Genomic DNA, 12,698 nt, shown 5'->3' with positions numbered 1-12,698 from the left:
CCGAGACTGCGGGAAACCTGACCAGTAGTGGTGGGGTATGAACGACGACAGCGCACACGACGGCCTCTTCGAGCACAGCTCACCCGAGCTCGGTCTGACCGGGCGGCCACCGCGTGACATTCCCGAACCGCGGCCGCGTTCGACACATGGTCCGGCCAAGGTGATCGCTATGTGCAATCAGAAGGGCGGGGTCGGCAAGACCACCTCGACCATCAATCTGGGTGCCAGCCTGGCCGAGTACGGCCGCCGGGTGTTGCTGGTGGACCTGGACCCGCAGGGCGCATTGTCGGCGGGTCTCGGGGTGCCGCACTACGAACTTGCGCACACGGTGCACAACCTGCTGGTCGAGCCGCGGGTGTCGATCGACGACGTGGTGATCAAGACCCGGGTCAGCGGCATGGACCTGGTCCCCAGCAATATCGACCTGTCGGCTGCCGAGATCCAGCTGGTCAACGAGGTGGGCCGCGAGCAGTCGCTGGCCCGGGCCCTGTATCCGGTACTGGACCGCTATGACTACGTGCTGATCGACTGCCAGCCGTCGCTGGGACTGCTCACGGTCAACGGACTGGCCTGCGCCGACGGTGTGATCATCCCCACCGAATGTGAATACTTCTCGCTGCGCGGGTTGGCGCTGCTGACCGACACCGTGGACAAGGTGCACGACAGGCTCAACCCGAAGCTGTCCATCAGCGGCATCCTGGTGACCCGGTACGACCCGCGCACGGTCAACGCGCGTGAGGTCATGGCCCGCGTGGTGGAGCGGTTCGGCGACCTGGTGTTCGACACCGTGATCACCCGGACCGTGCGCTTCCCGGAGACCAGCGTGGCGGGCGAGCCGATCACCACCTGGGCGCCCAAATCGGGCGGTGCCGTCGCCTACCGCTCGCTGGCCCGCGAAGTCATCGACCGGTTCGGCGCGTGAACGATGTCTTGAACACCCCGGCCACTCCGACCGGCGATCCTGCCGAACCAGCGGCCGCCGTCGGGGATGAGCCGACCACCGGTGATCAGCAGAACCGATTCCAGGTTCGGCTCACCAACTTCGAGGGACCGTTCGACCTTCTGTTGCAGCTGATCTTCGCGCACCGCCTCGATGTCACCGAGGTGGCATTGCACCAGGTCACCGACGATTTCATCGCCTACACCAAAGAGATCGGCGCCCGGCTCGAACTCGACGAGACCACGACGTTCCTGGTGATCGCGGCGACGCTGCTGGACTTGAAGGCGGCCCGGTTGCTGCCGTCGGGCGAGGTGCACGACGAGGAGGATCTCGCCCTGCTCGAGGTCCGCGACCTGTTGTTCGCGCGACTGCTGCAGTACCGGGCGTTCAAGCACGTCGCGTTGATGTTCGCCGAACTGGAGGCCGCGGCGCTGCGCAGCTACCCGCGCGTGGTGTCGCTGGAGGATCGCTTCTCGGAGCTGCTGCCCGAGGTGATGCTCGGCGTCGACGCCGGCAAATTCGCCGAGATCGCGGCCGCCGCCTTCACCCCGCGCCCGGTGCCCACGGTGGGCATCGACCACATCCACGCGCCCAAGGTGTCGGTGCCCGAACAGGCGCACCGGATCATCGCCCTGCTCGAACAGCGCGGGATCGGCGAATGGGCAACTTTCTCCGAACTCGTGGCAGAGTGCACCGACGGACTACAGATCGTCGGCCGCTTCCTGGCGCTGCTCGAACTGTTCCGAGCCAAGGCGGTAGCATTCGAGCAACCAGAACCGCTTGGAGTGCTCCAGGTTTCGTGGACCGGAGATCGGCCGACCAGCGAACATCTGGCAACCGCTGATGCGGAAGAATAGCGAGAACAATGACTGACGAGATCTCCGATTCCGGAGAGCGGTCCGATGATGCCCCGGGTGAAGCGATCCCGGTCGGAGATGACCTGGGCATCGACGTGGCGACGGTTCCCGAGCTCGAAGACGGTGAACTTGGTGCTGTCCTGGAGGCGTTGTTGCTGGTGGTGGACACGCCGGTGACGGTGGATGCGCTGGCCTCGGCGACCGAACAGCCCGCCTACCGGGTGATGGCCAAGCTGCGGCTGATGGCCGATGACTTCGCCGCTCGTGACAGCGGCATCGACCTGCGCGAGGCCGCCGGTGGCTGGCGGATGTACACCCGGGCGCGCTACGCCCCGTATGTCGAGCGGCTCCTGCTCGACGGCGCGCGGTCCAAGCTGACCCGTGCCGCCCTCGAGACCCTGGCTGTGGTGGCCTACCGGCAACCGGTGACCCGGGCGCGGGTGAGCGCGGTGCGCGGCGTGAACGTGGATGCGGTGATGAGGACTCTGGTGGCGCGCGGTCTGATCACCGAGGCAGGCACCGATCCCGATTCGGGTGCGGCCGCGTTCGCCACCACCGAGTTGTTCCTGGAGCGGCTCGGCCTGACATCCCTCTCCGATCTGCCCGACATCGCGCCGCTGCTGCCCGATGTCGACGTGATCGACGATCTGAGCGAATCTCTCGGTGACGAGCCGCGTTTCGCCAAACTCAACGGCGGCGCGCCCGGTGGCAACCAGCCGATGGCCTTCGATGTGGACAAGGACTGACATGGCTGAAGAAGGCGTACGGCTGCAGAAAGTGTTGTCCCAGGCCGGGATTGCGTCCCGGCGGGTGGCCGAGCGGATGATCACCGACGGCCGCGTCGAGGTCGACGGGCGGCTGGTGACCGAGCTCGGTACCCGGGTCGACCCGGATACGGCCGAGATCCGGGTGGACGGCTCCCGGGTGGTCATCGATGACACGCTGGTGTACCTGGCGATCAACAAGCCGATCGGCATGTTGTCCACGATGTCCGACGAGCGGGGCCGCCCCTGCGTGGGAGATCTCGTGGAGCACCGGGTTCGGGGCAACAAGAAGCTGTTCCACGTCGGTCGGCTCGACGCCGACACCGAGGGGCTGCTGCTGCTCACCAACGACGGGGAGCTTGCCCACCGGCTGATGCACCCGTCGTATGAGATCCCCAAGACCTATGTGGCGACGGTCATCGGCACGGTGCCGCGCGGTCTCGGCAAGAAGTTGCGCGCCGGTGTCGAACTCGATGACGGTCCGGCTCATGTAGACGACTTCGCGGTGGTGGACACGGTTCCGGGCAAGACGTTGGTGAAGGTCACGCTGCACGAGGGCCGCAACCGCATCGTGCGGCGCATGTTGGCCGCGGTGGATTTCCCGGTGCAGGAGTTGGTCCGCACCGACATCGGTTCGGTGGCGCTGGGGGACCAGCGGCCGGGCAGTATCAGGGCGCTCAGCCGCAAGGAAATCGGCGAGCTTTATCAGGCGGTGGGAATGTGAGCGGGTCTCTGGTGGTGGCGGTCGACGGGCCGGCGGGAACCGGGAAGTCTTCGGTTTCAAGAGGTTTGGCGCAAGCCCTTGGCGCGAGCTACCTGGACACCGGCGCGATGTACCGCATCGTCACGTTGGCGGTGTTGCGTGCCGGCGTCGACCTGGACGATGCCGAGGCCATCGACGCGGTGGCCTCGGGCGCGGTGATAGGCGTGGGCTCGGATCCTGGTCAGGACCGCGCGTTCCTGGCCGGTGAAGACGTCTCGGACGAGATCCGTGGTGACGAGGTGACCCGCGCGGTGTCGGCGGTGTCGGCGGTGCCCGGCGTGCGTGCCCGCCTCGTCGATCTGCAGCGCGAGCTGGCTGCTGCGGGTGGACGCGTGGTGGTCGAGGGGCGCGACATCGGCACGGTCGTGCTGCCCAAGGCCGACGTCAAGATCTTCCTCACCGCTTCTGCAGAGGAGCGCGCCCGGCGCCGCAACGCCCAGAACATCGCGAGCGGTCTGCCGGACAACTATGCGACGGTGCTCGCCGACGTGCAGCGGCGCGATCACCTCGATTCCACGCGGGCCGTTTCCCCGTTGCGGGCAGCCGAGGACGCGCTGGTGGTCGACACCAGTGATATGGACCAAACACAGGTCGTGACACACCTTCTCGACCTGGTGACCCAGCATGCGGGGGTGCGCCGATGAGCGACTCTGATGGTGACGGCACCTGGTCGGACGAGAGCGACTGGGAGTTCAGCGACGAGGTTGCCGAAGTTCTCGAGGAGGCCGCCGCGCCGCCTCCGGTGGTGGCCGTCGTCGGTCGTCCCAATGTCGGGAAATCGACTCTGGTGAACCGGATCCTGGGGCGGCGTGAAGCCGTCGTGCAGGACATTCCCGGGGTGACCCGTGACCGGGTGTCCTATGACGCGAGCTGGTTGAACCGCCGGTTCATGGTGCAGGACACCGGCGGATGGGAACCCGACGCCAAGGGTCTGCAGCAGCTGGTGGCCGATCAGGCACTGGTGGCGATGCGCACCGCTGACGCGATCATCCTGGTCGTCGATGCGGTCGTCGGCGCCACGTCGGCCGACGAGGCCGCGGCCCGGATGCTGCGCAAGTCGGGCAAGCCGGTTTTCCTGGCGGCCAACAAGGTTGACACGCAGCGCGGTGAGTCCGACGCTGCCGCACTCTGGTCACTGGGCATCGGCGAGCCGCACGCGATCAGCGCCATGCACGGCCGCGGCGTGGCCGATCTGCTCGACACGGTGATGGAGAAGCTGCCCGAGGTCTCCGAGGTGGGCGGCAGCGGTGTGGGCGGACCGCGCCGCGTGGCACTGGTGGGCAAGCCGAACGTCGGCAAGAGCTCACTGCTGAACCGCCTGGCCGGTGACGAGCGCTCGGTGGTGCACGATGTCGCAGGCACCACCGTCGATCCCGTCGACTCGCTGATCGAATTGGGCGGCAAGACTTGGCGATTCGTCGACACAGCAGGTCTGCGCCGCAAGGTCGGACAGGCCAGCGGACACGAGTTCTATGCGTCGGTGCGCACCCACGGCGCGATCGATGCGGCCGAAGTCGCGATCATGCTGATCGATGCCTCCCAAGCCCTGACCGAGCAGGACCTGCGGGTGCTGTCGATGGTGATCGAGGCCGGGCGTGCCCTGGTCATCGCGTTCAACAAGTGGGACCTGGTCGACGAGGACCGGCGGTACCTGCTGGACAAAGAGATCGATCGGGAACTGGTGCAGGTCCAGTGGGCGCCGCGGGTCAACATCTCGGCCATGACCGGCCGGGCGGTGCAGAAGCTGGTGCCGGCCCTGGAGACGTCGCTGGCGTCCTGGGACAAGCGGATCTCGACCGGGCAGCTCAACAACTTTCTCAAGGAGATCGTGGCCGCGACCCCGCCGCCGGTGCGTGGCGGTAAGCAGCCCAAGATCTTGTTCGCCACCCAGGCGGCCACCCGGCCGCCGACGTTCGTGCTGTTCACCTCCGGGTTCCTGGAGGCCGGTTACCGCCGGTTCCTGGAGCGCCGCCTGCGTGAGCAGTTCGGTTTCGAGGGCAGCCCGGTGCAGATCAACGTCCGGGTCCGCGAGAAGCGTGGAGCACCCAAGAAGAGGCGCTGAACCGGGCCGATAGGCTGGCCCGAGTGTCCGTCACCCACATGATCCTGATCGCGCTGGCCGGTGTCGGTGCGGGCGCGATCAACGCCGTCGTCGGGTCCGGCACGCTGATCACCTTCCCCACGCTCGTGGCGCTGGGGATCCCACCGGTCACCTCGACGATGTCCAATGCCGTCGGTCTGGTCGCCGGCGGTGTCTCCGGCACCTGGGGCTATCGCCGGGAGCTGCGTGGCCAGTGGAAACGGCTGCGCTGGCAGATTCCCGGATCGCTGATCGGCGCCGGCCTGGGCTCCTGGCTGCTACTGCACCTGCCGGAAAAGGTGTTCGTCGCGGTCGTGCCGGTGTTGCTGATCCTGGCGCTGGTACTGGTCGTCGTCGGCCCGCGGATCCAGGCGTGGGTACGGAACCGCGCCGAGGATTCCGGGCAGTCCGCTGACCACGTGAGCCCGCGTCGTATGGCGGTGCTGGTGATCGGCACGTTCGCCGTCGGCATCTATGGCGGCTACTTCACGGCGGCCCAGGGCATCCTGCTGATCGCGGTGATGGGTGCGCTGCTGCCGGAGTCCATCCAACGGATGAACGCCGCCAAGAACCTGCTGTCGCTGTTGGTCAACATCGTCGCGGCGCTGGCGTACACGATCGTCGCGTTCGACCGGATCAGCTGGGTGGCGGCGGGCCTGATTGCGGTCGGTTCGCTGATCGGTGGGTTCCTCGGCGCTCACTACGGACGCCGGTTGTCGCCGAATGCGCTGCGTGCCGTGATCGTGGTGGTGGGACTGATCGGGCTCTACCGGTTGTTGAGCCTCTAGGGTCAAGGCTTGCCTGTGCGAAGCCTCGGGTAAAGTCACATCAACTGTCGAGCAGGAAGGGGTGACCGGTGGCTGAACTTGCCTACCGCACCGCACCGTCTGCTCTGGCTGCCCTCGAGCCCTTCTGGCCGTCGCGCCGGTTGATGGCTTTCGACGAGTGGTGTCGCGCGGGTCGGTAGACACGCGCGCCCAACCTTCCGTCGGGTCACCCGGGGCGGTGACCACAATCGAAAGCAGCCGAACCTATGCGTTCGCTTCTGATCTTCACGCTCGTCGGCCTCGGGGCCCAGTTGGTCGACGGTGCGCTCGGCATGGCCTTCGGTGTGACCGCCTCGACCCTGCTGGTGCTCAGCGGGGTGGCGTCGGCACAGGCCAGCGCCGCGGTGCACCTGGCTGAGGTCGGAACCACGCTGGCGTCGGCGGTGTCGCACTGGCGCTTCAAGAACATCGACTGGCCGATGGTCGCCAAGCTCGGGATCCCCGGGGCGGCAGGCGCATTCGCGGGTGCGACCGTGCTGTCGGCGCTGTCGACGGAGTCCGCCGCACCGCTCATGGCGGCGATCCTGCTGGGCATCGGACTGTACGTGCTGTTGCGTTTCTCGCTGGGCACGCCGCTGAGTCTCGGGCAGCACGGCACCAGTCACAGTGCGAAGTTCCTGGCCCCGCTCGGTCTGTTCGGCGGTTTCATCGACGCGTCGGGTGGCGGCGGCTGGGGGCCGGTGACGACGAGCACCCTGCTGTCGCAGGGCAAGACCGCGCCGCGGACCGTGATCGGTTCGGTGAGCGCTTCGGAGTTTCTGGTCGCGGTGTCGGCGTCGATCGGCTTTCTGGTCGGGCTGCGCCAGGAGTTCCTGGAGAACTGGCCTGTGGTGCTCGGGCTGATGGTCGGCGGGGTGATCGCTGCGCCGGTCGCCGCCTGGCTGGTCAGCCGGATCAATCCCGCGCTGCTCGGTACCGCTGTCGGCGGGGTCATCCTGCTGACCAACAGCCAGAAACTGGTGCACTACTTCGGCGTGCACTGGCCGTGGTCGACCGGGATCTACACGCTCATCGTGGCGGGGTGGGCAGCTCTGGTGGTCCGTGCCTGGAAGACGTCGCGGGCACCGCGCGATGTCGACGATTCGGTCGTGACCGCGGTCGAAGAGCCGGCGGCACGCAGCTAGCCGGACTCCTTCGCGGGCCGTGACAGGCCCACGTACATGGTCTGGTGCAACGACAGCACGTGATTGCGGGCAATCTCGGAGGCCGCCCGGCAGTCGCGTCGGCGCAGCGCTTCCACCAATCGGGCATGTTCTCGGTTGGACTCGTGCAGGTAGCTGATCGGGTAGGGAATGAAGTAGCGGTACAGCCCGTGCAGCACGTCGCAGTAGCTGTGCATCGCCCAGTCGAGACCGCTTGCCGCCGCGACCGATTCGTGGAATCGCTGATCGGCGGTGTGGAAGCCTGTCCAGTCGGTGGTCCTGGCAGCCTCGGCGACGATCGCCGCGAGCGCGTCGAGCTGCTCATCGGTGGCGGCCTGCGCCGCAGCCGCGCTGAGGGCATCCTCGGCCAACGCGCGTAGGTCTATGAGGCGGCGCACTTCGGCAGCATCGGCACGGAACGTGGCCGAGGGGTGATCTGTTCCGCCGTCCACTCTGGCGCCGCTACGGGCGACAAAGGTGCCGCCGACCCGACCACGGCGGCGGACCACCACGCCCTCGTCGGCCATCGACTGCAAGGCCCGGCGGACCGTGGCGACGCTGACGTCGAGGGCGGCGGCGATGTCGGGTTCGGCGGGCAGCCGTTCCCCCCTGGTCATGAGCCCCAGTTCGATGGCCAGTCCGAGGCGGGCCCGCACCGTGTCAGCGGCGCTGAGCCGGGTGATGCCCGCGACGGCGGGGGCGTTGAGCGCCGGATGCGCGTCACCGACCTGCAACGTCATGGGACTCAGCGTACGTCAGCTATTGCTCTATTTGTTCATGCTGAACTAATATCTGGGCTGAATTCGCTCATTCTGGGTTATTAATGCTTCGGAGGTCCTGTGTCCGGATCGATCACGGTGGCCGGCGTCCAGGCAGCCCCGCTCGACATCGCGGGCCTGCCCGTGTTCGGCCGGGAGGACACCGTCACGCAGTTCATGGCCGATGTGCTGCGGGTGCGGTCAGCGGTGACCGGTCCGGCACTGATCGTCTATCCCGAGATCCATCTGTTCGGTACCGAGGACACCGACATGCTGGCCGCTGCGGCAGAACCACTGGACGGTCCATTGATCGCCGCCCTCGGCGAGGTGGCCCGCGCCGCCGATGCCTGGCTGGTTCCCGGCTCGGTGTGTGAGCTGGGGGAGGACGGTGAATTATTCAACACCGCACCGGTTTTCGCCCCCGACGGCCGGCTCGTGGCGTCCTACCGCAAGATCTTCCCCTGGCGACCGTTCGAGAAGTACACGCCCGGCGACCAGTTCGTCACCGTCGACATCCCTGACGTCGGCCGACTCGGGCTGTCCATTTGCTATGACGCCTGGTTCCCCGAGGTGAGCCGCCATCTGGCCTGGATGGGTGCCGATGTGATCGTCAACGTCGTCAAGACCACCACCGAGGATCGGAGTCAGGAACTGGTGCTGGCTCGCGCCAATTCGATTGTGAACCAAGTCTTCACAGTGAGCGTCAACTGTGCCGGACCAGTGGGTAAGGGGCGCAGCCTCATCGTCGACCCCGAAGGCGCTGTGCTCCAAGAGACCTCGGGCGCAGCCCCGGATGTGCTCTGCCAGCACATCGACTTCGGGGCCGTCGCCGCGGTACGCGAGCGAGGAACTGCCGGTACCAACCGGATGTGGGACCAGTTCGGACCGTCGGACCGGCCGATCGGGTTGCCGCTGTACCAGGGCCGAATCGACCCACAGCGTTGGTCACCGTCGAACCGCCACGCCAACTGAAAGGCACCGCCATGACACCGCCATCTGCCGGGCAACCGACCCTGGTGCGCGCCCTCGGGTTGCGTTCGCTGGTGCTGTTCGGACTGGCCTACATGACGCCGCTGATCGTGCTCGGCATCTTCGGCGTGATCGCGTCCACCACCGCCGGAGCGTCAGCGTCGGCGTACCTGATCGCGCTGGCGGCCATGCTGTTCACCGCGTCCAGCTACGGCAGGATGGCGGCCGCGTATCCGGTGTCGGGGTCGGCCTACACCTACGTGCGCCGCACCATCGACCCACGCGCCGGATTCCTCACCGGCTGGGCGGTATTGCTGGACTATCTGTTCCTGCCCATGGTCATCTGGCTGATCGGGGCGGCATATCTGGACGCTCAATTCCCGGGCATACCCGGCTGGTTGTGGGTGCTGGGATTCATCCTCATCACCACCGCGCTCAACGTCATCGGCATCAAGGTCGCCGACAAGGCCAACTATCTGCTGATGGCATTCCAGCTATTGGTCATCGGGTTGTTCGTGGCGCTGTCGGTCGCTTCCGTCGTCCGCAGCAGCGGTGCCGGCGGGCTGGTCAGTGCGAGCCCGTTCACCGGGATGGGCGCCGGCATCGGGGGTGTGACAGCCGGCGCGGCCATCGCGGCCTACTCCTTCCTCGGATTCGACGCCGTCACCACCTTCACCGAGGAAGCCATCGAACCGCGCAAGAACATGCCCCGCGCCATCTTGCTGATCGCACTGATCGGCGGCGCCATCTTCCTGGTCATCGCATACACCACCCAATTAGTGCACCCTGGTGGGGAATTCGCTGATTCCTCGTCGGCGGCCCTGGAGATCGCCAAGCAGATCGGCGGCAACTTGTTCGGGGCGGTGTTCCTCGCGGGCCTGATCCTCGCCCAGTTCGCGTCCGGCATCGCCGCACAGGCCTCCGCGTCGCGACTGCTGTTCGCCATGGGCCGCGACGGCACCCTGCCCCGGTCGGTGTTCGGCACGCTGAGCGCCAAATTCCGTACCCCGGCGGCCAACCTGGTGATGGTCGGCGCGGTGGGCCTGCTGGCGATGTTCCTCGACGTGGCGACGTCGACGTCATTCATCAACTTCGGGGCGTTCGTCGCGTTCACCCTCGTGAACGTGTCGGTCATCGTCTACTACTTCCGCCACCGGGCCGCCGGTGAGCCGCGCAACCCACTGCTCTACGTCGTGGCGCCGGCGATCGGTGCGGTCATCACGTCGTATCTGCTGCTGCAGCTGGACACCCGGGCGATCGTCCTCGGACTGTGCTGGCTGGCCGTCGGCATTGTCGTGCTGGGCGTGACAAGTCGCGGGTTCAGGACGCTGCCACCTGAGATTGCCGTCGACGAAGCCGAGGCGGCGACCGCCGAAACCGCAGCCCAGTGAGGGCTGGCCTGTGACGGGTGGGGCGGATTACGAGAACGGCGGGCGGCTACGGTAAGCTTTCGACTCGCTGCCGGTGCAAGCCGGAAGCACGCGGGCTGTGGCGCAGCTTGGTAGCGCACTTGACTGGGGGTCAAGTGGTCGCAGGTTCAAATCCTGTCAGCCCGACCAGAGTTTTAGCAGTTCAGAGGCGGTTTCGGAGAAATCTGGAGCCGCCTCGATTGCATTGAAACGGGTCTGGATAGCAACGCGGATAGCAACGGCACTCAGATGTCGACGATGCCGAGCTGGTCAGCCAGCGCATCGACGGCAGAGCGCGCCGTGGTATCCGAGGTATGGCCATAGATATCACCGGTCACCGCGATCGAGGAGTGACCCAACAGGTCAGCTACGGCTTTGATGTGCACCTGACCCTCGAGCCACGCGACCGCCGCGCTGTGCCTCAAGGTGTGCACGCCAACGTCGGCCATACCTGCTTTCTGGGCTGCGATCTGGACGGTGCGCAACACGTTGCGCGGGTCCACGGGCGTGCCCGACTCGGTAGCGAACACCAGGTTGTTGTCCTGCCACTGGTCACCGGCTGCCAGACGTTCGGCGTCTTGGTCGGCACGATGTGCCCGGAGCATCGACACCAGCGGAGCCGATAATGGCACCGACCGTCGTGACCGATCGGTCTTGGGTTCGGTGATGATCAGCTCACCGTTGACCCGTCCGAGGGTGCCGCGCACCGCCATTACTTGGGCCTCAAGGTCAATGTCGGACCAGCGCATCGCTACCGCCTCACCGCGCCGCACACCGGTACCGGCGACTAGCGTCAGCACGTTGCGATACCGCAGACCCTCCGCGCACAACAACAGTTTGGTCACGTCGACCGCCTCGACGTGTCGGGCCTCTTTGCGGGCCACACCGGGACGTTTCACCGCTGCTGCCGGGTTCTTGGCCAGCAGACCGTCACGTACCGCGCCGTCGAGGCCGGCCCGCAGAACGGTGTAGATCTGCCGAATGGTCGCATCAGAGAGCGCACGGACCGGGGACGGGCTCGGGTTCGTCTCGCTGGCGCTGCCCGGTTTCATCTTGGCCCCCAGCGCCAACACCAGACCCTCGACATCGGACGGTTTGAGCTTGTCCAACCCGATCGAGCCGAACGGGTCGACCTCAAGGTGTCGACGCGACAGATTGCTGTACAGCTCTTTGGTCGAGGCCTTGCGGTCTGACGCGGCCAGCGTGGTCACCCGCCAGTGCGCCAGCCAGTCTGCAAGGTTGCGCTTGGAGTCCTTCACCGATGCGCCGTTGTCGAGCCGTTCACGGACGGTCTTCATCTTGTCGCGCACGTCGGTGCGGGTCTTGCCGTAGACCATGTGACGCTTGGGCTGGCCCGACTCGTCGACATAGCTGACTGCGCCGATGTAGCCGGTCTGCTTGCCGTCGCGCATGCGCTTGTAAATCGATCCTTCACCGTTGGCGTTGGCCATGTTTCGTTCTCCTCAGGCTTTCTTTTGTCCGCGCACGGTCGGAGGGAGATATCCGCGCTGCCGTGCCGCGTCGACGTACTTGGAGGCCTGTCGAGACTGAACGTTGAACACCTCACCGACGGTCTTGGTTGGTGCTCCGTCGATGTTCTCCCGGTAGACTTTGGCCACCTCTTGCAGGAACTCCGGAGTCATCACCCGACGAGTCCGGGGGAGGCGCTGACGCTCGACGAACCGGCGTGCCACTACTTCCGACTGCTTGGCCAGCTGCTTGCGCTCCCGCAGCACCTCGACATCGAGTGGCTGACCGGTGGGCACATGCGACACCTCGGTGCGCCTGAGGGTGCTCACCACGAGATCAGTGACCAGCTTGGCAATGTCGGTCTGGCGCAGGTGTTTCTGCCGAATGTCGCTGTGTCCCGGTCCTGACTTCCATGACAACTCGGTGAGGACCGGCGACCCATCGCGCAGTTCGACGCGCACGTGCATGTCGGGGTCGGCACCCCCGGATGTTGTGAGTTCGATCCAGGTCGGTACCTCGCGACCCTCGATCACCTCGGATTCGTCCGATATGTACCTCGTCAACTCGTGGTCCTGCGAGATCTCCATCTCGCACTGGCGGCCTTCCACTCGGAACACCACCTTGATCGCGCCTAGTACGTGCTGCACTACTGCAAACCTCCCGAAAAGTACGCACTGGGAATGTTGTTAACCCTGCACTTATCCATGCACTCTAGCCAT

The 12,698-nt window shown here is 66.3% G+C and carries 13 protein-coding genes and 1 tRNA gene; 11 read left to right on the top strand and 3 right to left on the bottom strand.

All coding sequences use genetic code 11. The annotated features are described in order from the left end of the window. Positions 1–37 precede the first annotated feature (37 nt). From AB0876_RS31460 to AB0876_RS31425, 8 genes are all read left to right on the top strand, one after another. A complete protein-coding gene (locus AB0876_RS31460) occupies positions 38–922 on the top strand; it encodes an AAA family ATPase (protein ID WP_448446997.1) in 885 nt (294 codons plus the stop codon). Beyond that, complete coding sequence (locus tag AB0876_RS31455; RefSeq protein WP_491840809.1) at positions 919–1,797, top strand: segregation/condensation protein A; 879 nt, start codon at positions 919–921, stop codon at positions 1,795–1,797. The genes AB0876_RS31460 and AB0876_RS31455 overlap by 4 nt, the downstream gene beginning before the upstream one ends. An 8-nt stretch (positions 1,798–1,805) precedes the next feature. Further along, positions 1,806–2,543: an SMC-Scp complex subunit ScpB gene (scpB, locus tag AB0876_RS31450; RefSeq protein WP_526043865.1), complete on the top strand. Its 738-nt coding sequence runs from the start codon at positions 1,806–1,808 to the stop codon at positions 2,541–2,543. Further along, entirely contained in the window at positions 2,527–3,285 is a 759-nt protein-coding gene (locus tag AB0876_RS31445; protein WP_526043864.1) for a pseudouridine synthase, read from the top strand. The genes scpB and AB0876_RS31445 overlap by 17 nt, the downstream gene beginning before the upstream one ends. Beyond that, entirely contained in the window at positions 3,282–3,968 is a 687-nt protein-coding gene (gene cmk, locus AB0876_RS31440) for a (d)CMP kinase (protein WP_491840811.1), read from the top strand. Before AB0876_RS31445 ends, cmk begins: the two co-directional genes overlap by 4 nt. Further along, a complete protein-coding gene (gene der / locus AB0876_RS31435; protein WP_526043863.1) occupies positions 3,965–5,386 on the top strand; it encodes a ribosome biogenesis GTPase Der in 1,422 nt (473 codons plus the stop codon). Before cmk ends, der begins: the two co-directional genes overlap by 4 nt. 38 nt (positions 5,387–5,424) lie before the next feature. Next, positions 5,425–6,192 carry a sulfite exporter TauE/SafE family protein gene (locus AB0876_RS31430; protein WP_526043877.1) on the top strand — a complete coding sequence of 256 codons (768 nt, stop codon included), beginning with the start codon at positions 5,425–5,427 and terminating at the stop codon, positions 6,190–6,192. Positions 6,193–6,437: 245 nt separating this feature from the next. Continuing rightward, a complete protein-coding gene (locus AB0876_RS31425; protein WP_491840813.1) occupies positions 6,438–7,355 on the top strand; it encodes a sulfite exporter TauE/SafE family protein in 918 nt (305 codons plus the stop codon). On the opposite strand, the gene AB0876_RS31420 is transcribed toward AB0876_RS31425, so the two are convergent. Beyond that, on the bottom strand, positions 7,352–8,113 hold the full coding sequence (locus AB0876_RS31420; protein WP_491840814.1) for a FadR/GntR family transcriptional regulator: 762 nt from the start codon (positions 8,111–8,113) through the stop codon (positions 7,352–7,354). The genes AB0876_RS31425 and AB0876_RS31420 overlap by 4 nt on opposite strands. A 99-nt stretch (positions 8,114–8,212) precedes the next feature. Here AB0876_RS31420 and AB0876_RS31415 point away from each other — a divergent pair, with 99 nt between their 5' ends. From AB0876_RS31415 to AB0876_RS31405, 3 genes are all read left to right on the top strand, one after another. Continuing rightward, the gene (locus AB0876_RS31415; protein WP_526043862.1) at positions 8,213–9,103 is read left to right on the top strand and encodes a carbon-nitrogen hydrolase family protein; all 891 of its coding nucleotides are present in this window, start codon (positions 8,213–8,215) and stop codon (positions 9,101–9,103) included. A gap of 11 nt (positions 9,104–9,114) precedes the next feature. Continuing rightward, positions 9,115–10,491 carry an amino acid permease gene (locus AB0876_RS31410; RefSeq protein ID WP_526043861.1) on the top strand — a complete coding sequence of 459 codons (1,377 nt, stop codon included), beginning with the start codon at positions 9,115–9,117 and terminating at the stop codon, positions 10,489–10,491. A gap of 91 nt (positions 10,492–10,582) precedes the next feature. Beyond that, a tRNA-Pro gene (locus tag AB0876_RS31405) sits at positions 10,583–10,659 on the top strand. 95 nt (positions 10,660–10,754) lie between these two features. Here the strand turns inward: AB0876_RS31405 and AB0876_RS31400 are convergent. Continuing rightward, complete coding sequence (locus tag AB0876_RS31400; protein WP_526043860.1) at positions 10,755–11,960, bottom strand: site-specific integrase; 1,206 nt, start codon at positions 11,958–11,960, stop codon at positions 10,755–10,757. Positions 11,961–11,972: 12 nt separating this feature from the next. Further along, complete coding sequence (locus AB0876_RS31395; protein ID WP_526043859.1) at positions 11,973–12,626, bottom strand: hypothetical protein; 654 nt, start codon at positions 12,624–12,626, stop codon at positions 11,973–11,975. Positions 12,627–12,698 lie beyond the last annotated feature (72 nt).

Source organism: Mycobacterium sp. NPDC049093, from assembly GCF_040704635.1.
In the GTDB taxonomy this organism is placed as follows: Bacteria; Actinomycetota; Actinomycetes; order Mycobacteriales; family Mycobacteriaceae; genus Mycobacterium.
This window is presented reverse-complemented; position numbering and strand designations above follow the sequence as displayed.

Excerpts from the sequence above, each read along its gene's own strand:
- AB0876_RS31460 (WP_448446997.1), top strand. The coding sequence starts at position 38 with ATGAACGACGACAGCGCACACGACGGCCTCTTCGAGCACAGCTCACCC.
- scpB (WP_526043865.1), top strand. The coding sequence starts at position 1,806 with ATGACTGACGAGATCTCCGATTCCGGAGAGCGGTCCGATGATGCCCCG.
- AB0876_RS31445 (WP_526043864.1), top strand. The coding sequence starts at position 2,527 with ATGTGGACAAGGACTGACATGGCTGAAGAAGGCGTACGGCTGCAGAAA.
- der (WP_526043863.1), top strand. The coding sequence starts at position 3,965 with ATGAGCGACTCTGATGGTGACGGCACCTGGTCGGACGAGAGCGACTGG.
- AB0876_RS31430 (WP_526043877.1), top strand. The coding sequence starts at position 5,425 with ATGATCCTGATCGCGCTGGCCGGTGTCGGTGCGGGCGCGATCAACGCC.
- AB0876_RS31425 (WP_491840813.1), top strand. The coding sequence starts at position 6,438 with ATGCGTTCGCTTCTGATCTTCACGCTCGTCGGCCTCGGGGCCCAGTTG.
- AB0876_RS31420 (WP_491840814.1), bottom strand. The coding sequence starts at position 8,113 with ATGACGTTGCAGGTCGGTGACGCGCATCCGGCGCTCAACGCCCCCGCC.
- AB0876_RS31410 (WP_526043861.1), top strand. The coding sequence starts at position 9,115 with ATGACACCGCCATCTGCCGGGCAACCGACCCTGGTGCGCGCCCTCGGG.
- AB0876_RS31400 (WP_526043860.1), bottom strand. The coding sequence starts at position 11,960 with ATGGCCAACGCCAACGGTGAAGGATCGATTTACAAGCGCATGCGCGAC.